Origin of the sequence: Thalassococcus halodurans (assembly GCF_900108225.1) — a bacterium.
In the GTDB taxonomy this organism is placed as follows: Bacteria; Pseudomonadota; Alphaproteobacteria; order Rhodobacterales; family Rhodobacteraceae; genus Thalassococcus; species Thalassococcus halodurans.
Genome location: NZ_FNUZ01000002.1, coordinates 40,674 through 63,360, shown reverse-complemented (window position 1 = coordinate 63,360; position 22,687 = coordinate 40,674). Strand labels below are relative to the sequence as shown.

Below are 22,687 nucleotides of genomic sequence, written 5' to 3'. Positions count from 1 at the left end.
AAAACCCCTCTGGACACCGGATTCCCCGTCGGCTATTCCGCCTCCACCCGAGGGAGACACCCTCACCCGTGCCCGGGTAGCTCAGGGGTAGAGCAGTGGATTGAAAATCCTCGTGTCGGTGGTTCGATTCCGCCCCCGGGCACCATAGAACCCGCTAAGCTACTGTAACGCCTCAGCTTTATCTCAGGATGGAGCGAGCGTAGAACATGGCGGAGAACAAAACTGCACCCCACTCATTCTTGAAAGACGGCGTCTACTACTTCGTGAGGCGCGTCCCCAAAGACCTGCTACACCACTACACCTCACGGAAAATCTCGTTCTCGCTTCGGACGAGGTCAGCTTCGGTCGCTACCTCTCGCGCCATTAGAGCGGCGCAACGGCTCGACGAGCACTGGTATTTTCTCAGGATCAACGACTGCGAGTTGCCTGGGAAGCACATGCTTCGCATGGCGCAGAACGCCAACACTGCACCTTCTGCAGTCGCGTTCGCAGGGCCTGCCACCTCGGCGGTGAAGCTGTCAGAAGCTGTAGCCATCTATCTACGCCTGAAAGGCCAGGGACGTCCCGTCACCTTCCACAGGGCAGCTGAACGCTCCTGCGGCTACGTGATCGACGTCTGCGGCGACAGGGACATCACCGCCTACCCCAAGCGGCACCTACAGCCTGAGCATCACGGCCTTAGGCTACACGGCGTCGACACTTATCCCAGCTCAGCCCGGTTCCTTGACCCCTGAGACAGGTCTTGGGGTTGTCGAAGTCGTGCCTTTCGCAACGGCACCTGCAGCCGGTCAGGACACGACGCACTATCTTTACTTTGACATGCGCTTTCCGGACTGGACCGATGCCGAAAGTCTTTCGAAGGGTGTCGTCCACAACCATGTTCCGATGGATCCAGTTGGAATCTCGACCGAGCTTTCCCTGACCAAGATTGCAGACACGAGTGGACTTTCCAGCCCGGCGCGGATGGGCGACGTGATCCGCTACACGATCACGGCTGAGAATTCCGGTTCGTTGCCGCTCACATCCGTTTCGCTGGACGACCCGTTAACACCGGACGAAACCTTGCAAGCTGTCGCCGGCGTGACTGACGATGGCGTGCTTGATCCTGGCGAAAGCTGGATCTGGACCGCAAGCATCACACTCGACACAAACAGCGCGAACAGCGGCAGCATCGCGAACCTCGCCACTTTGTCGGCCACGGACGCGTGGAACGCGCGGCTAACACTTGAAAGCAGCCCGACCGGCAACGCCAGGACCGGCGCGGGCAACGGCACGCCAACCGTGGTCAAGCTGGACGGGCTAATCGATCAGATCCGACCAGAGCTGGAGGCCATCCTTGAAGATGACCTGAAATTGGTTCTGCGCCGCCTCGGAAACAGCTTTTCAGGATACGGCCGAGATGCCGCGAGGCGCCTGCAAGACGGTAACCCTGACGACTGTGACGACACGGTCTCATCAGACGGCTCTGCGCGACTGACCATCAAGGATAGTGCCGTCAGCGCCGATGGTACATATCACCGTGAAACCTACAATTGCATGCGTCGCGAATGGCGCATTGAAAATCTCGAAGCGTCCTATGCGCGGGCAAACGACACCGGCACGCAGGCCATGTTGAGCTTTACGCATCGCCGCGAACGGCTTGTCGGCGAGGACGCGATCAGCGCCTTCTTCTGGGGCGGCTACAGCTCTCGCAGCGACGTAGATACCGGAACCGCAACGGGTCGCATCGACGGCATTGGGCTATACGGGGGCATCTACGGTGCGCAGCGGCTGTCGGGGCAAGGCATGTTTGACTACTACCTCGCGGGTGCCGTTGGACGTCACAGTTTCACATTAGATTTCCCACGCGCGATCACAATCAAGGCAAAGGGCGACTATTCATACAAGGCGTTGTTCGCCGGCGCATCAGTATCCCGTGAATATCAGCTGCAATCCGGATCGTTGACGCCACGCTTCGGTTTCGATCTGGCCTATGCGCCGGGAACGCATGTGTCTGTTACAGCCACTCAAGGATCGAAAACAGAGAATGATGTTTTTGCCTTGGACGATGTCGGAACGAGGAACGTGTTTCTCGAAACGGAATATCGCCGACCATTTGGTACCGACGATCCCGCTACGGTCGCGGCCGACTGGATGTCCGACTTCAAATTCCGACCTTCCCTTCTGTGCGAAGGTACGTTCGGCGACAGACAGGCAGAGTGCGGGATTGGCTTGGCCATGGCGCTGACAGCGACCAGCCGCGATGGAGATACCGCATGGGCGGCCGAGATCGACGGAACGGCGACACGTCACGGCAAAACTGCTTCGCTACAGCTGTCATGGGAACGTAGGATTGATGCAATCAACGGATCAATCCGTATCGGCGGCGGCACGGATGCAACGGGCGCGCAAGCGGTTACGATGGAGTTACGCTCGGACTTTTGATCCGGCACGTGCTCGCTGAAGGAATTTCGACCGCTGGTGGTACACAGAGCACTGGGAGCGGACCATCTGTAATGCGGCGACAAGAACCCGAGACCACCGTCTGGAACGGTTGGTCTTGGCCCTGACCCGCCGCTCACCATGCCATTGCCCTAAGGGTCAAGATCCGCCTCAAATTGGGTCGACGTTAAGCCGGGATGCTCCACGTATCGGCAGGTTCCATTGCCCAAAACCGAGTTGACTCAATTTGCGCAGCCGCAAGGGCGGTTGCCAGATCCAGCTTAGGATCGTTACGGCCCTCGTTGGTCAACTGGATCGTGCCCCAATGGTGACCGATTGCATATTGCGCATCCAGTATCTGAAAACCGGTCACCGCTTCGGCAGGGTTTTGGTGCTGATCGGCCATAAACCAGCGCGGATCATAGGCTCCGATCGGCAACATCGCCAAGCGGATCTTACCGAAGTTTTTGGCCAGATGGTGATAGGGCCGACCCTGATCAAATCCAGTATCCCCGATGAACAGCAGCCTGTCCTGTGAAGTCTCCATCATAAAACCCGCCCAAAGCGCCATAGAGCGATCAGACACCCCTCGCGCGCCCCAGTGATGGCAGGGGGTGCAATGGATACCCATCTCGCCAATGCGCACCGATTGCCCCCAATCCAGCACCCTGCAGCGCAAACCGGTTTTGGCGATGATCGCGTCATTGCCCAATGGGGTGATCACCAAAGGATCATGCGCCGCCTTAAGCCGCGATAGTGTATCGATATCCATATGATCGTAATGACAATGCGACAGCAGGATCAGATCGATCGGCGGCAGATCCTGAAACGCAATCCCCGGCTTTATCACCCGCTTGGGCCCGCCAAATTGCACGGGCGATGCACGATCCGACCAAAAGGGATCGGTCAAGATATTCATCCCACGGGTTTGCACCAGCACTGTGGCATGCCCCACCATCGTCACCTTCAAATCGGCAACGCGTGCAGATGGCTTTACGACCTGCGCAAGTGGGATGGACTCCGGCCATGGCGTGGGTTTTTCGCCGGTGCGCCACTTCCACAGATCGGCCAAACCTTTTGGTTCCGCACCACCGGGGTTGAAAAAGCGCACGCCATCGAAATGGTCGCTGACTGGACCTTGGTAATACCTGTTCTGTGTGCTGCGCATCCGCATCACTCCACAAGCGCCCAGAGCCGAGCCGCCCAAAGCCGCAGCCGTATATTTAAAAAATCCGCGCCGACTGAATTTCATATTTTCCACTTGGGGGTATCATGCGCGGCCTCGCCGCCACAACTTTCACTGGTAAGAGCCAACTAGCACACGCGGCAATGAAAGCAACCGGCGCTGTCAGACAGACGCAATTTCACCGGCCCCAGTCCCAACGACCGGGAAAAAAGCGCCATATTATTTAGGAAAATCTAAGTCCCGATGCACCAATCGCATTTATATAGATGGGATGCCCCGTAACTATTTTATTCGATGCACAGGTCCGTACTCTGAAACCGATGAAACTGCAGAGCAATCGGGATTTGGGGTCAAATCATGCGACCCGAAGCTTTTCGACACTTCTCAGGATCGTCTCATGCGTAAAGGGTTTGGCGAGCACATCGTTCATGCCTGCAGCCAGACAGCGCGATTTGTCGTCATCAAACAAGCTGGCGGTTAGTGCGATGATCAGGGTGCCTGATCTTCCAGAGGGTAGCGCGCGAATGCGACGGGTCGCTTCTAACCCATCCATCTCGGACATGTGGACATCCATCAAGATCAGATCAAAATCCGATTTCTCTGCCGCAGTAACAGCCTCTCGTCCGTTTGTAACTGTCTGGACACGGTGACCGTGGCTTCCCAAAATCGCCTTCGCGATTTCCAGACTAAACGTATTGTCATCCGCGATTAGGATATCAAACGCTTCGGTTTCCCCGACATGCGGAGACCTCGTGCCTTCGCAACCGCCTTGTTCGGTCAGCTGTATAATCGCGCTTTCAGGGTCGGCATTTTCAAGCGGTATCGTTAGCCAAAAAACACTTCCCTTCCCGTAGTCGCTTCGAAGCCCCATTTTACCGCCCAGCGCATCTACCAGACTTTTTGTGATTGCAAGGCCAAGGCCGCTGCCCCCGAAACGCCGCGCCAAGCCACCTTCGGCCTGTTCGAAGCGGTCGAAGATACGTTCATGATCGGCCTTCTCAATGCCGATGCCGGTATCCTCGACTTCGAATTGGATCTGCGACCGACCCTCTGCCTCCGAAAGCCACCTGCACCTGATTGTCACGCCCCCTGCCTCGGTGAACTTAATGGCATTTCCTGTCAGGTTTACGAGGATCTGGCGAATTCTGTCCTCATCACCAAAATAGGTTCCGACACCTGCGTCCACCTCGCGGTTGAGAAAAAGCGCCTTTTCCTGTGCTGACGCCTTCAGCATGTCGATCACGCCTTCCACAAGCTTGCGCGGTTCGAACCGAACCCTGCGAAGCTCAAGCCGTCCTTCTTCCATCTGTGTAAGATCGAGAATGTCGTCAACAATGGTCAGAAGCGACCGGCTGGACTGTTTGATCGTCTCCACCAGTTTACTCTGATGCGCGTCGAGAGGTGAGGCCTGCAAAATGTCCGCAACCGGAATAATTCCGTTCAAGGGCGTTCGCAGTTCATGACTGACTGTCGCCAGAAACCGCGACTTGGCTTCCAGCGCGGTTTCCGCCTGCTGGCGTGCTTCGTTGATTGAGGAAATGTTTTCTACAATGCGATGGCGCATTGCACCAAAACTTTCGGTCAGGCGCCCGACCTCATCGTTGCCGGGACTCGGCAAATCAGCATCGTAATCCCCTGCCCCCAATTTGTCGGCGGCGGCAGCCAATTTCACCAACCGCTGTGTGATCATGCGGTCCACGAAGAAGCCCACAACCGCGATCGACACAGTTAGAAATGAAACAGCGGCAGCGCCAAGGCGTCTCAGTTCCGAATTCAAGCTGGCTAATTGTTCGGTTAGATCAACGTCGATTTCGATACGTCCCCAAGTATCGCCCCGAATATTGATATCACGTGACATTCCGATGGTGTTGGCCCCAGTCGTTTGTTCAACATCGTGCAAAGGATAGATCTGCCGATCATCGTCACGGACAAGAAGAATTCTGTGCCAGTTATCAAACCGGTCGCCGATGTTGTTCAGGGTTTCATAGATTGCCGCGTTTTGATTGCTCAGGATAAAAGGCACAAGACCGTCGATCAGGACATCGACCTGTCTTTGAACCTCGCGCCTTTCGGCCTCGACCAGAACCGTGGTGACTCGGGGAACCCATAGCAATTGGAAGAGCGCGACACAGATCAATGTGAAGAACGCTGTCGCGACAAAAAGACGTTTTCTTATCGACCAATTAGACATGACGTATCCAATTTGGGACGAGTCCGGCTGAGAACTACTCTACACCAGTCTCGACATAGAAGTCTTCCAATCCGAGATCTCGCAATACCAGATATTCGCCGGGATCGGTGCGCACGGCCTCTAGCATCGGAATCTGCGCGAGCAGTTCCCTCCCCTCGGGGCTGGTGGACATATCAATAAACGCCTGACGAACTTTCTCTGCATCTTCATCTGGCACGCGCGGGTGCACAACAACAGGATGTGGAGGCATGCGCGTCGTCTCGTAAACGATCCGCAGTCGATCACGAATTGCGGGGTCGAGCGCATTGAATGTCGCCATGACACCGCCCGCTGCTTCCGCTTCGCCAAGCAATACGTTCAGGTAAGCTGAACTATGTGTGTTCACAAAATCCGGGATATAGTTCAGGCCATGTTGGCGGCTGAGGTCCGCCCTCATCAAAAGGGACGCTCCTAGCGCGTTGGGTGCAGGAAATGCGATTTTCTTGCCTTCAAGGTCCGCGACCTCTTTGTAGTCCGAGTCCTTTTCGACGACAAGCACACCGAACAATTGACGCGCACCATCCCGAACCAATGGCTCGTACCCTTGTGTGTCGAAAGCAATGAGCGAGTGATAGGGATTCATATAGGTGAAATCGAATTCGCCCCTTGCAAAACCTTGCTCGAAATCTGGGATCCTGGGTGAGCCAACCATCGTTAAATTCAGACCGGTCCGACGTTCAAGCTCATCCAATATCGGCGCCCAGATATCAGACAGCCGCCGCGCTTCGAATTGGGGAACCACGCCGAAAGAGTATTCTGTCTCAGACCATGCTGGCGCGCCTCCAGATGCCACAAGAAAGGCACTGGCGCTGATCACTTTGAAGATCTGCCGAAATGAGCTGCAGACCATTTACTACCTCACAATCTGAACTTTCAATCTTTTGTAGGGGAACAGGTTCTCACGCTCAAAGATAGGGCCCAAAAGGATAAACGGTGTATCTTTCGTTCGTTACTCCACCTGTCTTTCGATCAAGATCGGCCAGTGTTTAACGAACTGATACTGATGTCGTGGTCAGAAACTGTGACGTTCTATGCAGGTTCCCCAAAGATCAGCGGACATAAATATTCCAAGAATGAGGCATAACACTTTGGACTTTCTGGGCGTTTGTGTGCCCTTGGCCAAACGCTTTTGGCTCTGGTATGCGCAGTCGGGACACGCATTTAAAAAGGACTACCTGATGTTCCAGCCGACTTCGTCGTTCAAAGAAAACCTTCAACAGCTTCCGTCCATCGACGATATCGAGAAATTAGAGTTGGTCGATGCCGCAGGAAATGTGGTCGCAACCATTGAGAACCAACCGGGCAAACAGGGGTCTCTGGCAGTCTACCAATACCTGCTCGAAACGTATGGCGCGTTAAATGCCGAAGCTGCCACACATGGACTGGCGGTCTTTGCAGAACATACCGAAGACGCGCAGAACCGACCCGGTGCACACCCGAACATAGACCGCCTATTCGATATACAAAGCGGCGGCGAAGCGTTGACCATGCGGATCGTACAACGGTAACCGCTTGGGTTTGCGCTCGTTAAGAAAGCGAATGAATTAACGTATTGGCGCAGGCTGTAGAGTAAACTTGTTGTGGCAACGGGCATTGAAGCTTTTGCGACGCCCGTTCTTCCAAGTTGGCCCTGACTCGACAGAAGCAGTCATGCCTCCAACAGTTGTGATCCTTTTCTGCACAACCTCAGCAACGACCTCAGCGCTTTTGTAAGACCGAGTAAACGATAGGATGCCGCGAAGAGTGAACAGAACACTCAACGCGGCGTCAAACTGCGCAGCGGCCTTGGGATGATGTTCAGTAGGCTTAGGGACTGGCACGGCATACCAACTCGATACTACAGGCGCCCAAGGTATTCTTTTCTGCCATCGCTCAAACCAAAATCGTCATCTACTGGCTGTGAAGCTCAATAAGGCCAGAGCCTTAGGACAAGCGAACAAACGAAGTCTGACGCCACCCGAAAAATACATTTAAAAAACGCAATTTGGTAATATTGCGAAACGACAAGCCAAGCCCGCAAAAATCGACTGAAACACGTACCATTAGGGACAAAATACAGCCCCAATTTCCATTCAGGGTTGTTTTATTAACCAGCGAATTTGCGAGTGTAAAATGGTTCCGTCAAGCGTTTCTGAAAACAATCCCTTTGTTTTTCAAGCCCCCATAACCCCGCGCGACCATAATCTGTTTATGCGATACCAAGGGTATTTCGCCTTTCTCCCTTGGATGCTTATGCACGGGCTTTGGATAGCCGTCTTGGGCCTATTCTGGACAAAAGCGATTTCATGGATTCTGAATACCTCCGCAAAAATTGACGATTTCGACCCTAATCAGCTTTTGACATTTGGTCTCTTGACCTTGTTGTTGATCGGCCTGACGGCTCACCTGCTCGTACAATTGAAGTTTGTCGGCATCGATTTGGCCAATTTTTTTGGACCTCTGGACAGAAGCGGCCCGACTAGAACGCAGGGTGTATCCACTGGGCCGCGAGAAGTGGCGCTTTACCCTGACAGGATAGAATTCAAAATGGAGAACCTGAATGAGGTTCTCCCTCTTAATCGCTTAGGTAAGACTAAGCGATTTCATGATTTATTGATGATTCCTGCGGGCGGAATGCGTCAGCATTTGCTTCGTCCAAGACTCAACGCATCTGACGTCCACCTACTCAAGGGACTTTTACGAAAGACCCGAAAACAGTCTCTGACCGCTCCATCGTTTAAGCCCGGATATGATTTACAGACCGACCCTGATGCAATCAGCCCGGATCGCACAAAGATCAAACGCGCGGTTGAGGAGTGGGAAAAGTTCAAAAACATGCCCAACAACTCTGGATGGCAAAGTCTATTTTACCTTGGGCTGTTCGCCGTATGTTATCCGCTTTTCATTGAAGGTACCGTATCTGCTCTGAACCAAGGTAATTTGCCAAATCCAATTGCCATGATGTCTCTCTTTGCCATGAGTGTGAACCTGCCGCGTGTTCTTCACGAAGCCTTTGCATTTCTCAATACAAAGCTTGGAAATGGCTTCCCAATGAACACCAATCTTGGAAATGAGGAATTCGAACCAGGCTTTATGCATGTGGTTGGAGATTCCGTGTCTGTTCATCGTGCAGGATTCATCCTGAAAGTGAATTTGAATTCTGCAATAGAAGCATGGGAACACAATGGGCTCATAATTATCAGCGAGGGCAACCAACCATTGGCCGTGCTTCCAGCCCGAGATGATCTAAAACGGGCATTGATACGATTGGGTCACCTCGGATTCTGGGGAACGCCTGTCGAAAAAAAAAGCCATGCTCCGGCACCGAGGGCTTTGGAGGTTGCGCCATGCTAAAGCACATTCTTTTTTCCGCGTGCCTTATTCTCGCATTCCCGACAACGGTATTGGCCGAAGTATTCAACAAGACAACCACACCCGATTGGGTAAGCGTGCGTGACGTTCCCGCAGCGGACCACCTAAGCGAACGCTTCATGCACAATGGGCGGGAAACGCTTTTGGAGGACCATCAGATATTGATCCGTGATCGCGGACACTCGATTTTCCGACGAGATGTCTTCCAGATTTCCACGCGCGCAGGATTGGATGATGCTGGTCTGGTAACCTTGTTTCGTGCACGTGAAGACGCCTTAAGCCTTAATTGGGTTCGCATTCATCGTGGCGATGCCGTTCTGGATGTCACCGAGCAGTTGGATTTCACGGTGATGCAACGCGAACCGGGACTCTTTGACGGGATTGTCACAGGTAACGAAACGCTAAGCGCACCTATCAGCCAGCTTCAGGTCGGAGATATTCTTGATATCGCGTGGACCAAAGATGTCGTGCCGCCGATATTTGAACACGAATTTCAGCACGGCCTGACAGAGATGCCATTCGCACCAGTACGCGCACGCTATCATAGCTACACAATCTCAGAGGCCAGACCGCTTTACGTAACGCGATCGCCTGCACTACCGCTGACAGTGACACACAAGAACGGCTTTGTGACAAAGGAACTGGCACTGTTCGATGCAGAACCGCCCGAATTCGATCTCTACCAACCGATCTGGAAACACCCCTTTGGCGAGGTTCTTGTAACAACATTCTCAGACTGGGAACAAATTTCTTCAGGGCTTGCCGAGGCCTACGCGCCTGACAGAAACCTCGGACCTTTGGCGCAGAGGCAAGTACAGGAAATCATTGCGGCCAGTGAAACCGAAACTGACCGCGTGACAGCAGCACTACGGTACGTGCAAAGCACAATTCGCTATCATGGTGACCAGATTGGTGCCGGCGGCTACATCCCCCGAGAACCTTATCTAGTCGAAGAGCGCGGATGGGGCGATTGCAAAGACAAGGCTTTGCTGTTGATCTCAATGCTGGATGTGATGGGCATCCGAGCCGACGTCGCCTTGGTAAATACCTTCCGCGGCAAATCCTTAGACACTGTACTGCCAGGTCCTTGGCTGTTTGACCATGCGATCGTCCGTGTCCACGGAGCGGAAGGCATCTACTTTCTTGATCCGACAGAGGACTTCCAAGGCGGCCGCGGTCCTGAGATCGCACACGGTGACTTTGGGTTTGCACTGCCGCTTATTCAGGGTGGGAGCACTTTGGTTGCCCTACCCGACCTGGCATCTGTGCAGCCGCTGGAAGAGGTTTTTGACACCTATGACTTTGTAAACACGACAGATGTCGCAGCCGAATTGTACGTAGACCACATATACCGAGGGGCCTTGGCTGACCAAGAGCGCCGCAAGCTGAACGCGCAACCGCTGACCGCAAGAGGCAAAGACTTCCTTGAGACATTAGAATATCGATTTGAGGATATCGAACAGATTGCTCCTCTCAAAGTCACGGATGATCTTGATCTCAATGAAGTCCGCTACACGGCCAAATACGCTATTCCACAAAGCACTTTCGAAAAGAATGAACAGTGGACCAAGTTCTGGCTGACGCCATCAAAAACCAAGTACCAACTCCCTGATCCAGAGGACCTGTCAGACAAAGAAGCTGAGTTGCCAAGCAGTGTTTTTGCGGCACATCGGGTGCGCCTGATGAATGCTCCATATGCGATCAACCGACCGGAAGAGTTTACTGAAGATAACGAGTTCTTCGCGTTTACCCGCCAAGGAAACAGCGGAGAAAACTGGATTGAGGCTGCTTATACTCTGACCGTCAAACAAGACGTCATTCCTGCCGACCAAATTAAAAGTTACTCCGAGTCATTTGAGAAATACCATGCCAATTCTGATCATTGGTACAATCTTCTCTATAAAGGACATGAACCCGAACTGACTGAAACTGTGGTTTTCGGGAACTTAAAGCTTGGACAACTTATAAATTTTGCTTTCTTGTCTCTATTTGCAGCCATCTGCTTTGTTGCCGTGCGAAACAGTTATCGAACGACGCTTGAACAGCAAACGGCAATGTAGCCCAACTGTCCTAGAATTCTTAGCGCGCATATGTTTAACCGTTTGCGAGTTCGACTGCGCGAAGGCTTCCGACTCCTCAACGGAGTAGTCCTGATCATTGGTCACGGGGTCACCCGCAACAGGCTTATTGCGGCGCGGTGGTATGGGTGCGATCCAACTGTTCCTCGAAGAAACCGATCCCCTGTTGAGAAGCTGCGCGCCCCACCGTTGACTATAGCACGCGTGATCTTGCTTTGTGCTCAAAGAGCCGACGCAGCATCCGGTGCCGTCGCGAGACGCCGCGTCTTCAATTCTCCCAAAACACAAAGCATCCCAGACACCGTCATGTCACCTGCCATTAATGCAATGATCACGGGCTGTTGGTCCTATTATTCAAGACGCGTACTGATAGTAGCCGCATTGGCAAGGCCCGGATGCCGGACGGTAATGTCCTTTAGTCAGACCGAGGAAGTTCAATCTAGCCCAGCGCGTGCACGATCTTTGAGCTGAATATTCTGTTCACCCTGAAATGTCCCGTCGCGCCAGAGGTGTAGCGTAGACTGGACGGCAAGTTTTCATCATGTTCGGAAAAGGCAAAGTCTGCATCGCAACCTCCTATGAGTTCGAAGCAGAACAGGAGGCTCTGACGAACCCTTTTAATCTCGGCTTCGAGCGCGCGTGGTGTCACTGAAAATGAATAGACGCGAGCCAAACTGGCTTCACATCGCTGGAATGCTCACCCGGACTTGGATATTAAATTTTGTATCTATCATGAAAAAACTTCAAAATTATTGAAGAACCTATTTCGTAATTTCGAAGCACATTATATCAATGCAATAGCCATTTTTCTTAAGTCAATAGCGCACCTTAAATCAATGCAAGCCCTGAAAACGCCACGTAGCCTGCTAGACCTCACCTAAATAACTCCCCCTTCACACGCAATATCATAATGAATTCTTTTGGTTTGATGAGATGATACTAGACCGTTTTTACCAAATATCCGCACCGATAATCGCTTTCGTTTTTTTCAGAAATTTTTTCTTCGCCGCTTTGGCAGTTTTCGCACTACTTGCGGTCATTGCCCTACCGATCGTTCTAGGACTGTTAATTTGGAACGACCTGAATGTTCGGGTTGGAGCGGCTGGCTTGCGCGCTCTTGTTCGATTGCGGTGGCAATTAAGCTGGAATTCAGGGTTCCTAAAAGAGAAACGCCTGAGAAAAATCTCTGCCGCGCTTATTAAGGCCTATGAGCTTGAACCAAATGCCAGCTTGGACGAACAAGCCGCACGGTTCGAGCGTTTGATGCAAGACGCAATAAAAATCGATCGTCGTGTGCCACCAATTTTTCAAAGGTCATTGTCTACAAATCTGATCGCCAAAACTCTGGCCGACACTGAGGGACTAAGTCAATCAGAGCATTCTGCCCTGAGAGCAGCCTTCGTCAAAGCCATGCCCCGAGAGCAAAACAGAGGCTTTTGGGTTAACGCAAGATTGGCAATACGCAAAGCTTTGGCACCACTTGCCGGGAGTAAAGTTGATCGAGTTCGGATAGGCCATGTAATTATTCAAATGCTAGTACATAGGCCCGCAACCTCGAACGAACGACTTGTGACCCTTGCCGCTTTGATCCGAGACGCTCGCATTAAAGAAGGGCTTGAGGGTACTTTCAAATTGCCAGATCCCATCATCGATTTGCCGATAATAATGCAGCGCAAATTGGTTTTGCTCTCACATGTAGCCTTTGGGACTGCTGATATGTGGCGGATTGCGCTTACGGATCCGTCATTCCTCATTCAACTGCTCCGTTTCAAAAAACGCTTTGACGCCCTGCCGAAGCCGGAAAAACAACTATGGGATATGGAGACTGCGAAAAATGCAAATGCGCACGTGCCGCAGCCTGCAGACGAAAAATCGAGGTCCCAACACCAACCTTCGAAAGACGAACTGCTCACAGATTTGAATGAAAACGCAAAAGAAGCAATCCTGCTGGCTCGAACATGGCCCATTACAGGAACCGTTGAGGGCCGTTCCTGGTTTGGCGGCGTGCCCCTCTTACCTAGTTTCATGGCATGGCCCACTTTACCGGCGTCACGTGCGCCACTACATTTTCTGGCCCAGATAGATTGTGCAGAGCTTCCGCGAGTGAAAGACGGAGATGCGATGCCAGAGGACGGACTCTTGCTGTTCTTCGCCTATGTTGATGAAGAAATGATCTGGGATGAAGAAGATGGCAGCGCACAAGTTAAATACGTCCCTGCTCAGGATATTCCTAAAAACCCAGCAAAACTGCCAGCGGAGTTGGCAGATATTTTTGGAAAGCCGGGTCATCGAACCTATCCGCGCTGGCCAATCACACCGCATTTGGCCCAAAGCTTTTGTTGGAACGATAGGGATCCCAAAGGGTCGCACAAAGTAGCTACGGCAGCTCAGAAAGAGGCAATTTCCAAGTTTTTGCCGGAACCATCACAAACCAAACCGGCTCAATTGCTTGAGGAACGTTTCATGCGCGACGCCGAAACGGGAGATGTTCTAACGGACAGTGAGGGCAAGCCAAAAAAACAGCTCACTCTGGCGCGCGATCTGCAAAAAGCAGGCTTTCCGTTCTGCGGTGGCACGATGAAACGCTTTGCAAAGGAATATCATGCCCAGCTATCACAGATGATTGATGAGGCGCAAAGAACCAAACAATTCCTTGAAACGTACAAGCCAAAACAGGATCAAGAGAAAAAACGCCAAGCTCTCGATGCGAAGATTGCCAAATTTTCCAAAGCTTTAAGCCTTTTGGACCAAGTCTCAGATCGGCTGACCGCTTTTGGTGATCTCGAAATTGTACCAGACAGAGAGGCCAAATTTTTCGAAAAGTGGCTCGAGCAGATGGTTCTACGAAAGTATCCTGCAGTTTATACTTCGTTGCGCAATGTATTGAAATCCATGACACAGGAAGCAGCGACAGACGCCAAATTGCGTGTAGCCCTTCCACAGGCGCTTTTTGACTTTTTTGACGCGGAATTACGTCCGAACCCCGCGCTATCCCAACACATGATGCTGGGCCATCCCCAATTTCGTACCAACTCGACACAAGCGCCCGGCCTCCGCCTGCTGGCATTAGATAGTGACAGTGGTTTGGATTTTATGTTTTGCGATTTAGGCATGGTGGAATTCTGGATCAAACCAGAGGACCTGGCGCATCGCGATTTCAGTCAAGTCGTGGCCGTAACAGCCGGCGGCTGACATCTCACGACCTTCTGCAAATTTCCATAATTGGTTTCATTTAAATTAGGAAACCGCGAAACATCCGCTTTCCTCACAACAGTTCAATTCCCCTATCTAACTCATCAGAGATAAACATGTTGCTTCAACAGGTTGAATGCGCGGATTTTTTAAGACGAAATAGAAGGAAGTTAATACCTCGAATATCTGGCCTGGACCGAGAGCAACAAATCGGAAGTTCCTGGTGAAGGAAGGCCTGCTATTCGACAAGATCATGTTGACCTACGATCATCAGTCTTTCGATCGTATCAGTCACATTATGGGATTGGTCGATCATATGCGCCAGGTCCAAACCAGCCTTCCCTTCGGCATCGACCAATTCGTTCAAAATCAGAAACAGGTGATACTGTTCAATGGTGCCACTATCCAGAGCATCGTCGCCACTCTTAATGTCGTTGAAATGGAACCCGGCAAGCTTGCCTGCATGGATCCGCCGCGACACAATCATTTCGATATTCACGTTTGATGGGTGATGGCCCGATCGACAAGGAACATCGCTTTTTCGCCCAGCTCCAGCGCCGCCATGGCTGAAACCGGGGCGATGTTTTCCGAGGCAATCAGTTCAATTTGGGTCAGCTGGCATTCACGCCCTTTTGGCAAAGCGGTAACGACGACGGCATCAAAGATGCCGCCCTCGGTAACGCGATCAAACGTCGGAAAAGTCCTTACAAAGACAGGCTGTATATTTCAGGCCATTTCAGCAGCGAGTTCGCGCGCGCCGATTTCCAAAAGATGTGCTACGTGGGGCGCAAAGCTGTTCCAGACGTCGATACGGAAGCGTTCCGAAGTATCGCGCCACAGCGTTACGGTCACGCCGTCGAAAACAGTGCGGCGCGCGGTGCCGTCGGCAATTGCATCAATGTCGCGCGGACAACCAAGTGTCAGAAGCTCTCCTGCACGATCGCCTTCGATCTCAAAGGAGATTTCGCGTCCGGATACATCCACGAGGCTGTGCGGCAAATCAACGGACGCACAGGCGGCCATGATCGCAGCAGCATCGTCGGTCATGATGATCCATTCGTCCGGACCAAGACAGGCCGTACCCAGCGTCACGCCACCGATCTTGCGCGGAAGGCTGTAACCGAGAGCCCGTTCAAGCGGACCAAGATCGCCGCGTGCCCGCAGCGAAAGCCGCGCACGATGGGGAACTTTGGTCACGCTGACGGCAGCGTTCGAGACAAGGGTTTCGGTCGGGAAGGAGGTGAGCGCGTTCATGCTGCGGCTCCGATCTTGAGACGGTTGTTTTCGGGATCGACAAAGATAGTCGAGACGATTTTGGCGGCGATCGTGCGATCGGGCATCGGGATATAGACGGTTTCGCCCATCCGGTCCTGCCCGCCTTCGACCAGCGCCAGCGCAATCGGCTGGCCCACAGTGCCCTGATCATAGGACGACGTCACAAAGCCCACCATCTTCATCGGGATCGGCTGGTTCGGGTCGAGCACGATCTGCGCGCCCTCTTCCAGTTTGGAGCCGTCTTCGGTCAGAAGACCGACCAGCTGGCGACGCCCTTTGGCCACCAGATCAGGCCGCGCCATGCCGCGCATACCGACAAAGTCTGCCTTCTTCTTGCCAACGGCCCAGCCCATACCCGCATCAAACGGCGTGACGGTGCCATCTGTGTCCTGTCCGACAATGATGTAGCCCTTTTCAGCGCGGAGCACGTGCATCGTTTCGGTGCCATAGGCGCAGATGTCATATTGCTGACCTGCCTCCCAAAGCGTCTCCCACAGCTGGCGACCCAGCGGTGCGGGTACGTTGACCTCGAAACCGATTTCGCCGGTAAAGCTGACACGCCACAGACGCGCAGGAATGCCCGCCACGTCCACTTCAGCACAGGACATATGCGGGAAGTTTTCCTCGGTCAGCACCAGATCCGGCACGAGGGGTTGCAACAGCTTGGCTGCATTCGGGCCGTTCAAGGCAATGGTCGACCACTGTTCGGTTACCGACGTCAGCCAGACATCAAGATCGGGCCATTCGGTCTGCAGATAGTCTTCCATCATGTTCAGCACGCGTGCCGCGCCACCAGTGGTGGTCGTGACGTGGAAACGGTCATCAGAGATGCGACCGATCACGCCGTCGTCGCGAATGAAGCCATCGTCGCCGCACAGCAGGCCATAACGGCATTTGCCGGGTGCTAGCTTGAGGAACGGGTTTGTGTACATGCGGTTAACGAACTCAGCGGCATCGGGACCAACCACTTCGATCTTGCCCAGCGTGGAAGCGTCGAAGATGCCTACGCTGGACCGCGTTGCGGCGCATTCACGCTTGACCGCGGCGTCCATATCTTCACCCGACTTGGGGAAATAACGCGCGCGGCGCCACTGGCCGACGGGTTCATACACTGCACCGTTTTCCTCGGCCCATGCGTCGATCTGCGTTTTCCGCGTCACTTCGAAATGGCTACCACGGTGATAGCCAGCAAAGGCGCCAAATGTTGTCGGCGTGTAAGGCGGGCGGAAAGTTGTCAGACCCACCTGCGGCTGCTTTTTGCCAAGCGCATCGGCGGCAATGTTCAGGCCGTTGATGTTCGACATCTTGCCTTGATCGGTCGCCATGCCGTTGGTGGTGTAGCGTTTGACGTGTTCGATCGAACGCATGCCCTCTTTAACCGCAAGACGCAGGTCCTTGGCCGTCACGTCGTTTTGATAGTCAACAAACGCTTTGGCGCGACCTGGCTGTTTGTCGGTTGGCAGTTCTTTGTGCATCACGCCCGTACCAGGACGATCCTCGTCCACGGCATAGCTGGCCGCGTCACCCGCCTGCCCCAACGCATCCAGTGCGGCTTGGGCCTGTGCCGCGCCATCTGCCAGCGCCGCTTCGATTCCCCACAGGCCACGGCCCGCGCCCGCGATCACGCAGTCTTCTGGCGTATCGGACGGCAAGAAAGTGGTCAGGTCATCGTCCCACGCCAGTTTACCCTTCGTGTGCGAAAACAGGTGCAGCGACGGCGTCCAGCCACCGGACATCAGCACAGCGTCACACTTGATTTCAGAGCCCGCGCTCACTGTGCTGCCAGAGACCTTGTTCACGCGCAGCGAGGACACGCGCAGACGACCAGAGGTCGCCGTGGCTGTGTGGCTCAGCTTGACCGGAATGTTCAGCGCTTTCGCCTGATCCAGAAGATCTGCGCGCACTTCGGCGCGTGTGTCGACGATGGCCTGAACCTGCGCACCTGCGCCTGCCAGATCGAACGCGGCGTACCATGCGCTATCGTGCGATGTCAGAACAACAGGACGCTTGCCCACCAGAACACCAAAGCGGTTCAAGAAGGTCTGCGCCGATCCCGCCAGCATCACGCCCGGACGGTCGTTGCCGTGGAAGACCAGCGGTTTTTCCAGCGCACCCTGCGCCAGCACAACCTGCTTGGCGCGCACACGCCACATACGTTCGCGCGGAGTATCCTGCGGCACCTCGTCAAGGTGATCGGTCAAACGCTCGACCATACCGATGAAGTTTTCGTGGTAGTAACCGATGGCAGTGGTGCGGGTCATAACCTTAACACCTGCCGCCTCAAGCTCGGCCAATGTGGAAGACAGCCAATCCCATGCCGCCACGCCATCAATTTTGGCCTGCGGTTCAGAGAGCAGCGTGCCGCCCGCCTCGGAATGTTCATCAACCAGAACGACCTTCAGGCCCTTACCTGCTGCCTGACGCGCAGCGGCCAGACCGGACGGTCCCGCACCAACGATTAGCACATCGCAATGCATGTTGCGCGATGCGTAGACGTCTGGGTCTTCTTCGGTCGGGCTAACGCCCAGACCGGCTGCAGCGCGGATGAACGGCTCATAGACTTTGTGCCAGAAGTTCCGCGGCCACATGAACGTCTTGTAGTAGAAGCCCGCCGAGAACAGCATGTAAGCCGCGTCGTTCACAGCACCCACGTCGAATTTCAACGACGGGTATTTGTTTTGCGACGTTGTCTCGAGCCCCTTGCGCAGTTCCTGCATGGTCGCGCGCGTATTCGGTTCGAACTGCCCCTTGCCACGGCGCGTGCCGATCAGGGCGTTGGGCTCTTCCGAGCCTGCTGCTACGGGGCCACGCGGACGGTGGTACTTGAACGACCGGCCCATAAGGTGGTTGCCTTGGGCAAGAAGAGCCGAAGCAACGGTATCGCCGCGGAAACCTTCAACATCGTGACCGTCAAAGGTGAAACGGATCGGCTGTGCGCGGTCGATGCGACCACGGCCAGGAATGCGATAGCTCATGCTTTGCCCTCCGTCAGAGTGCTAAGGTCCGGGCGCGGTGTGCCCGAGGGATAGGTGGTCAAAAAGCGGTCAGAAACGGTGTCACGCACCGCGTTGAAGAAGCGGCCACACCCGTGCAGGTGACGCCAGCGTTCGTAATGCGCGCCTTTGGCGTTCTCGCGGATGAACAGGAACTCTTCCCACTGTTCGTCGGTCTGGCTCATGGGATCGGCGGGACGCACGATGTGCGCCTGACCGGCATAGGCGAACTCGGCCTCGGGCAGGGTTTCTTCGCAATGGGGGCAATGGATCAGAAGCATGTGTTTGTCCTCAGTGTGCGACAGCGGCAGCGGCGGCTTCGTCGATCAGACGACCGGTGCGGAAGCGTTCCATGGTGAAAGGCGCGTTGATCGGGTGCGGTTCGTCCTTGGCCACAGTCCAGGCAAAGGTATGCGCGGCGCCCGGTGTTGCCTTGAACCCGCCCGTACCCCAACCGCAGTTAACGTAAAGCCCCTGAACCGGCGTCTTCGAAATGATCGCAGAGCGGTCTGGTGTCACATCGACAATGCCGCCCCATTTGCGCAGCATCCGCATCCGGTTGAAGATCGGGAAGACCTCGGTAATCGCGGCGACTGTATGTTCGATCAGCGGAAGGCCGCCACGCTGGCTGTAGGATGTATACTGGTCCGTGCCCGAACCGATGACCAGCTCGCCCTTGTCGGATTGACTGATATAGGCGTGCACCGCGTTCGACATCACCACGCAGGGGAAAATCGGTTTGACCGGCTCCGACACCAGCGCCTGCAGCGGGTAGCTTTCCAATGGAAGGCGCACATCGGCGGTTTGCATAACGGTTGAGGTATGGCCCGCCGCCGAAACAGCGACCTTCTTGGCCTTGATGAAACCCTTGGCGGTTTCGACGCCCGCGACAGAACCATCTGCGTTCCGGCGAATGGCTGTGACGGCGCAGTTCTGGATGATGTCCACACCACGTTCAGCCGCGCCACGGGCATAGCCCCATGCCACCGCATCGTGCCGCGCCGTCCCTGCCCGCTCCTGCAGCGCACCGCCCATAACAGGATAGCGCGCGTTCGCCGAGATATTCAGCGGCGGGCAGTAGTCTTTGCATTCCTGCGGGGTCAGCCAGCGGTTATCGACACCGTTCAGACGGTTGGCGTGGATGTGACGCGTGAACGACTGCACGTCGTGCACATTGTGCGCCAGCATCAGAACGCCACGCCGCGAATACATCACGTTATAGTTCAGCTCTTGGCTGAGGTTTTCCCACAGATCCACCGCATGATCGAAAAGCCGCGCGCTTTCGTCATAGAGATAGTTCGACCGGATGATCGTCGTGTTGCGTCCGGTGTTGCCACCACCCAGCCAGCCCTTGTCGATCACAGCGACATTGGTGATGCCGTGCTGTTTGGCCAAATAATAGGCCGCGCCCAACCCGTGGCCGCCCGCCCCGACGATGATCACGTCGTATTCTTTCTTGGGCTGACTATCGGGCCACTGCTCGGTCCAGCCTTTGTGGCCGTTCAGGGCATTCTTCAGCAGGGCAAAGGCGTTAAAACGCGTCATGTGGCGGCCTCGCAAGTTGGTTTGTTGAGGGTGATTTCACCAAATTTACGCGAGTCGCCTGTCACTTGCGGGTAGTATCGGGACAACTCATGTGTAAATATGGGACATGGCGCATTCAGATCATAAACGTCTTAAAGTCGGCTTTTTGCTTGCCGAAAGCTTTACCTTGTCCGCGTTCGCAAATTTCGTGGATGTGCTCCGGCTTGCTGCAGACGAAGCCGACCGTTCGCGCCCGATCCTATGTGACTGGGACGTTTTATCCGACACGATGAACCCAGTTCGATCATCCTGCGGCGTGCGGGTATCACCGGACACGCGGCTGCGGGACGCGGGGACATATGACTACCTGATCGTTGTCGGCGGCTTGATGAGCGAAGAGACCGGCCTGTCGAACGCCATGATCACCTTCCTGCGCACACGCGCCGCAGCGGGAACACCACTCGTTGGTCTGTGCACGGGCGTGTTTCACCTGCAAGAGGCAGGCCTTTTGGCAGGCTACCGCTGTTGTGTCAGTTGGTTTCACCATCAGGATTTCCTTGACCGCTTCGAAACCGAGCGACCCGTTTCAGACCAGATTTTCGTGGTCGACAGGGACCGACTGACCTGCTCGGGCGGACATGGCGCATCGCATCTGGCCGCCTTTCTTGTGACGCGGCATCTCGGCCAATCGGCAGCGATCAAAAGCCTGAACATCATGATGATCGACAATGCCCTAGGTGGTGATCGCCCCCAACCTGGTCAAAGCCTTGCGCGGCAACCAAAGGACCCGCTCGTGAAACGGGCCGTTTTGTTGATGCAGCAGAATATCGAGGTGCCGCTGACGATCTCGGCCCTCGCAGGTCGTTTGGGAACCGCCCGCCGCACGTTATTGCGCCATTTCGAAGCCGACCTGTCTTCCAGCCCATCGCGCGTTTACATGGATCTGAGGCTGGATCGAGCACAGTCAAAGCTGACGAATTCGGACGCCTCTATCCCTGAAATTGCACAGCTCTGCGGATTTTGTGACGGGGCACATCTGTCCAAAACACTGAAACAGGATCGCGGTTTCACTCCGAGCCAGTACAGAGCGGCCAAGCAATCACAAGATCTGCTGTCCAACACCTGACCATAGCGCTTAGCGGGGTCTATCTTTCGTCTGACCGTGAGACCTGAGCTGATCGCTTTTTATGTACCGCGAGTCCCAGTTTATTTGGTGCCAGAAGGGCCGGGAAACGTACTTAAGAAATCGCGCGCAGAATAGGCGCGCGCCCGTTGATAAAACGGCTAATGAAATGGCGCAAAAGCGCATCGATCCGCCTTCCAGCATATCAAACCATCGCACCCAAAACACACCAAGTAATTGATCTGCAATTGAATTTCACAAAGCCAAACCAACGGACAACGGATCTATTTACAAAATTAATAAAATAATACTTAATGAGTCGCACAGAGCCGTAGACTGCTCTGAAAGGGAGGGAACTATGACATTTAAGACAACGCTTTTGGCGTCGGCCATCGCTATTGGACCAGTGGCTGCTTTTGCCGCGGATATGACCATCGGTTTTAGCCAGATCGGCTCTGAGTCCGGATGGCGCGCGGCCGAAACAACGGTCACCAAGCAAGAGGCCGAAAAACGTGGCATCGATCTGAAGTTTGCCGATGCACAGCAAAAACAGGAAAACCAGATCAAGGCGATCCGCAGCTTTATCGCGCAGGGCGTGGATGGCATTCTGGTGGCTCCGGTCGTGGCCACCGGCTGGGACGAAGTACTGGAAGAAGCCGCAGATGCGGAAATCCCCGTGGTTCTGCTGGACCGAACGATTGACGCGGACGAGTCGCTTTATCTGACAGCGGTGACGTCCGATCTGGTGCACGAAGGCCGCGTTGCCGGCGAATGGCTGGTCAACGAGATGAACGGCGCCGACTGCCGTATCGTCGAATTGCAGGGCACCACAGGATCATCCCCCGCCATCGACCGCAAGAACGGTTTTGAGCAGGGCATCGCGGGCCATGGCAACCTTGAAATCGTGCGCAGCCAGACCGGTGATTTCACCCGTGCTCAAGGCAAGGTCGTGATGGAAAGCTTCCTAAAGGCAGAAGGCGGTGAAAATATCTGCGCGCTTTATGCCCATAACGACGACATGGCCGTCGGTGCCATTCAGGCGATCAAAGAGGCCGGCCTGAAGCCCGGTGAAGACATCAAGATCGTCGCCATTGACGCCGTTCCTGATGCCCATAAGGCCATCGCCGCAGGCGAAATGAACGCCACAATCGAACTGACGCCGAACATGGCTGGCCCCGCGCTTGATGCACTGGAAGCCTATCTGGCCAGTGGCGCAATGCCTGCAAAATGGATCCAGACAGAGTCCAAGCTGTTCACAAGCGCGGATGACAATGAGGCGATCTTCAACATGAAAAAAGACCTCGGCTACTGATA

Annotated in this window: 16 protein-coding genes and 1 tRNA gene; 10 read left to right on the top strand and 7 right to left on the bottom strand. The window is 54.4% G+C overall.

Annotated elements, in window-relative coordinates:
* Positions 1 to 70: 70 nt before the first annotated feature.
* The 3 genes from C4S59_RS05375 (at position 71) to C4S59_RS05365 (ending at position 2,424) form a co-directional block, all read left to right on the top strand.
* Positions 71 to 145, top strand: a tRNA-Phe gene (locus C4S59_RS05375).
* Positions 146 to 206: 61 nt separating this feature from the next.
* On the top strand, positions 207 to 734 hold the full coding sequence (locus C4S59_RS05370; protein WP_103909475.1) for a DUF6538 domain-containing protein: 528 nt from the start codon (positions 207 to 209) through the stop codon (positions 732 to 734).
* On the top strand, positions 724 to 2,424 hold the full coding sequence (locus tag C4S59_RS05365) for a DUF7507 domain-containing protein (protein WP_103909474.1): 1,701 nt from the start codon (positions 724 to 726) through the stop codon (positions 2,422 to 2,424). The genes C4S59_RS05370 and C4S59_RS05365 overlap by 11 nt, the downstream gene beginning before the upstream one ends.
* Before the next feature lie 184 nt (positions 2,425 to 2,608).
* Here C4S59_RS05365 and C4S59_RS05360 read toward each other — a convergent pair whose 3' ends face one another.
* The 3 genes from C4S59_RS05360 to C4S59_RS05350 all read right to left on the bottom strand — a co-directional run bounded on the left by C4S59_RS05360 (position 2,609) and on the right by C4S59_RS05350 (position 6,687).
* Positions 2,609 to 3,589 (bottom strand): MBL fold metallo-hydrolase, encoded by a 981-nt coding sequence (locus tag C4S59_RS05360; protein WP_234994688.1) that lies wholly within the window; start codon positions 3,587 to 3,589, stop codon positions 2,609 to 2,611.
* Between the two features lie 373 nt (positions 3,590 to 3,962).
* Positions 3,963 to 5,798: an ATP-binding protein gene (locus tag C4S59_RS05355; RefSeq protein WP_103909472.1), complete on the bottom strand. Its 1,836-nt coding sequence runs from the start codon at positions 5,796 to 5,798 to the stop codon at positions 3,963 to 3,965.
* A gap of 34 nt (positions 5,799 to 5,832) precedes the next feature.
* Entirely contained in the window at positions 5,833 to 6,687 is an 855-nt protein-coding gene (locus tag C4S59_RS05350) for a phosphate/phosphite/phosphonate ABC transporter substrate-binding protein (RefSeq protein ID WP_103909471.1), read from the bottom strand.
* A 328-nt stretch (positions 6,688 to 7,015) separates the two neighbouring features.
* Between C4S59_RS05350 and C4S59_RS05345 the strand changes: the two genes are divergently transcribed.
* The 5 genes from C4S59_RS05345 (at position 7,016) to C4S59_RS19565 (ending at position 14,963) form a co-directional block, all read left to right on the top strand.
* Positions 7,016 to 7,345 carry a DUF2322 family protein gene (locus C4S59_RS05345; RefSeq protein WP_103910275.1) on the top strand — a complete coding sequence of 110 codons (330 nt, stop codon included), beginning with the start codon at positions 7,016 to 7,018 and terminating at the stop codon, positions 7,343 to 7,345.
* A gap of 604 nt (positions 7,346 to 7,949) precedes the next feature.
* Positions 7,950 to 9,170 carry a hypothetical protein gene (locus C4S59_RS05340; RefSeq protein ID WP_103909470.1) on the top strand — a complete coding sequence of 407 codons (1,221 nt, stop codon included), beginning with the start codon at positions 7,950 to 7,952 and terminating at the stop codon, positions 9,168 to 9,170.
* Complete coding sequence (locus tag C4S59_RS05335) at positions 9,164 to 11,248, top strand: DUF3857 domain-containing protein (RefSeq protein WP_103909469.1); 2,085 nt, start codon at positions 9,164 to 9,166, stop codon at positions 11,246 to 11,248. Before C4S59_RS05340 ends, C4S59_RS05335 begins: the two co-directional genes overlap by 7 nt.
* Before the next feature lie 951 nt (positions 11,249 to 12,199).
* Positions 12,200 to 14,458, top strand: a complete 2,259-nt coding sequence (locus C4S59_RS05330; protein WP_103909468.1) for a DUF1963 domain-containing protein — start codon at positions 12,200 to 12,202, stop codon at positions 14,456 to 14,458.
* Positions 14,459 to 14,681: 223 nt separating this feature from the next.
* Complete coding sequence (locus tag C4S59_RS19565; RefSeq protein WP_160006764.1) at positions 14,682 to 14,963, top strand: hypothetical protein; 282 nt, start codon at positions 14,682 to 14,684, stop codon at positions 14,961 to 14,963.
* Between the two features lie 221 nt (positions 14,964 to 15,184).
* Here the strand turns inward: C4S59_RS19565 and C4S59_RS05320 are convergent, their stop codons facing one another.
* The 4 genes from C4S59_RS05320 to C4S59_RS05305 are packed head-to-tail and all read right to left on the bottom strand — an operon-like array spanning position 15,185 to position 20,271.
* The gene (locus tag C4S59_RS05320) at positions 15,185 to 15,712 is read right to left on the bottom strand and encodes a sarcosine oxidase subunit gamma (RefSeq protein ID WP_103909467.1); all 528 of its coding nucleotides are present in this window, start codon (positions 15,710 to 15,712) and stop codon (positions 15,185 to 15,187) included.
* Positions 15,709 to 18,708: a sarcosine oxidase subunit alpha gene (locus C4S59_RS05315; protein ID WP_103909466.1), complete on the bottom strand. Its 3,000-nt coding sequence runs from the start codon at positions 18,706 to 18,708 to the stop codon at positions 15,709 to 15,711. The genes C4S59_RS05320 and C4S59_RS05315 overlap by 4 nt, the downstream gene beginning before the upstream one ends.
* Positions 18,705 to 19,007 (bottom strand): sarcosine oxidase subunit delta, encoded by a 303-nt coding sequence (locus C4S59_RS05310; protein WP_103909465.1) that lies wholly within the window; start codon positions 19,005 to 19,007, stop codon positions 18,705 to 18,707. The genes C4S59_RS05315 and C4S59_RS05310 overlap by 4 nt, the downstream gene beginning before the upstream one ends.
* 10 nt (positions 19,008 to 19,017) lie before the next feature.
* Entirely contained in the window at positions 19,018 to 20,271 is a 1,254-nt protein-coding gene (locus tag C4S59_RS05305; protein ID WP_103909464.1) for a sarcosine oxidase subunit beta family protein, read from the bottom strand.
* A 106-nt stretch (positions 20,272 to 20,377) separates the two neighbouring features.
* On the opposite strand from C4S59_RS05305, the gene C4S59_RS05300 reads away from it, so the two are divergent.
* Complete coding sequence (locus tag C4S59_RS05300; protein ID WP_103909463.1) at positions 20,378 to 21,376, top strand: GlxA family transcriptional regulator; 999 nt, start codon at positions 20,378 to 20,380, stop codon at positions 21,374 to 21,376.
* 355 nt (positions 21,377 to 21,731) lie between these two features.
* The gene (gene ytfQ, locus C4S59_RS05295; RefSeq protein ID WP_103909462.1) at positions 21,732 to 22,685 is read left to right on the top strand and encodes a galactofuranose ABC transporter, galactofuranose-binding protein YtfQ; all 954 of its coding nucleotides are present in this window, start codon (positions 21,732 to 21,734) and stop codon (positions 22,683 to 22,685) included.
* Positions 22,686 to 22,687 lie beyond the last annotated feature (2 nt).

Bases quoted from the DNA above. Each gene is read 5' to 3' on its own strand.
- C4S59_RS05335 (WP_103909469.1), top strand. From the start codon at position 9,164: ATGCTAAAGCACATTCTTTTTTCCGCGTGCCTTATTCTCGCATTCCCG.
- C4S59_RS05345 (WP_103910275.1), top strand. From the start codon at position 7,016: ATGTTCCAGCCGACTTCGTCGTTCAAAGAAAACCTTCAACAGCTTCCG.
- C4S59_RS05330 (WP_103909468.1), top strand. From the start codon at position 12,200: ATGATACTAGACCGTTTTTACCAAATATCCGCACCGATAATCGCTTTC.
- C4S59_RS05300 (WP_103909463.1), top strand. From the start codon at position 20,378: ATGGCGCATTCAGATCATAAACGTCTTAAAGTCGGCTTTTTGCTTGCC.
- C4S59_RS05340 (WP_103909470.1), top strand. From the start codon at position 7,950: ATGGTTCCGTCAAGCGTTTCTGAAAACAATCCCTTTGTTTTTCAAGCC.
- C4S59_RS05355 (WP_103909472.1), bottom strand. From the start codon at position 5,798: ATGTCTAATTGGTCGATAAGAAAACGTCTTTTTGTCGCGACAGCGTTC.
- C4S59_RS05305 (WP_103909464.1), bottom strand. From the start codon at position 20,271: ATGACGCGTTTTAACGCCTTTGCCCTGCTGAAGAATGCCCTGAACGGC.
- ytfQ (WP_103909462.1), top strand. From the start codon at position 21,732: ATGACATTTAAGACAACGCTTTTGGCGTCGGCCATCGCTATTGGACCA.
- C4S59_RS05310 (WP_103909465.1), bottom strand. From the start codon at position 19,007: ATGCTTCTGATCCATTGCCCCCATTGCGAAGAAACCCTGCCCGAGGCC.
- C4S59_RS05350 (WP_103909471.1), bottom strand. From the start codon at position 6,687: ATGGTCTGCAGCTCATTTCGGCAGATCTTCAAAGTGATCAGCGCCAGT.
- C4S59_RS05360 (WP_234994688.1), bottom strand. From the start codon at position 3,589: ATGCGCAGCACACAGAACAGGTATTACCAAGGTCCAGTCAGCGACCAT.
- C4S59_RS05370 (WP_103909475.1), top strand. From the start codon at position 207: ATGGCGGAGAACAAAACTGCACCCCACTCATTCTTGAAAGACGGCGTC.
- C4S59_RS05315 (WP_103909466.1), bottom strand. From the start codon at position 18,708: ATGAGCTATCGCATTCCTGGCCGTGGTCGCATCGACCGCGCACAGCCG.
- C4S59_RS05320 (WP_103909467.1), bottom strand. From the start codon at position 15,712: ATGAACGCGCTCACCTCCTTCCCGACCGAAACCCTTGTCTCGAACGCT.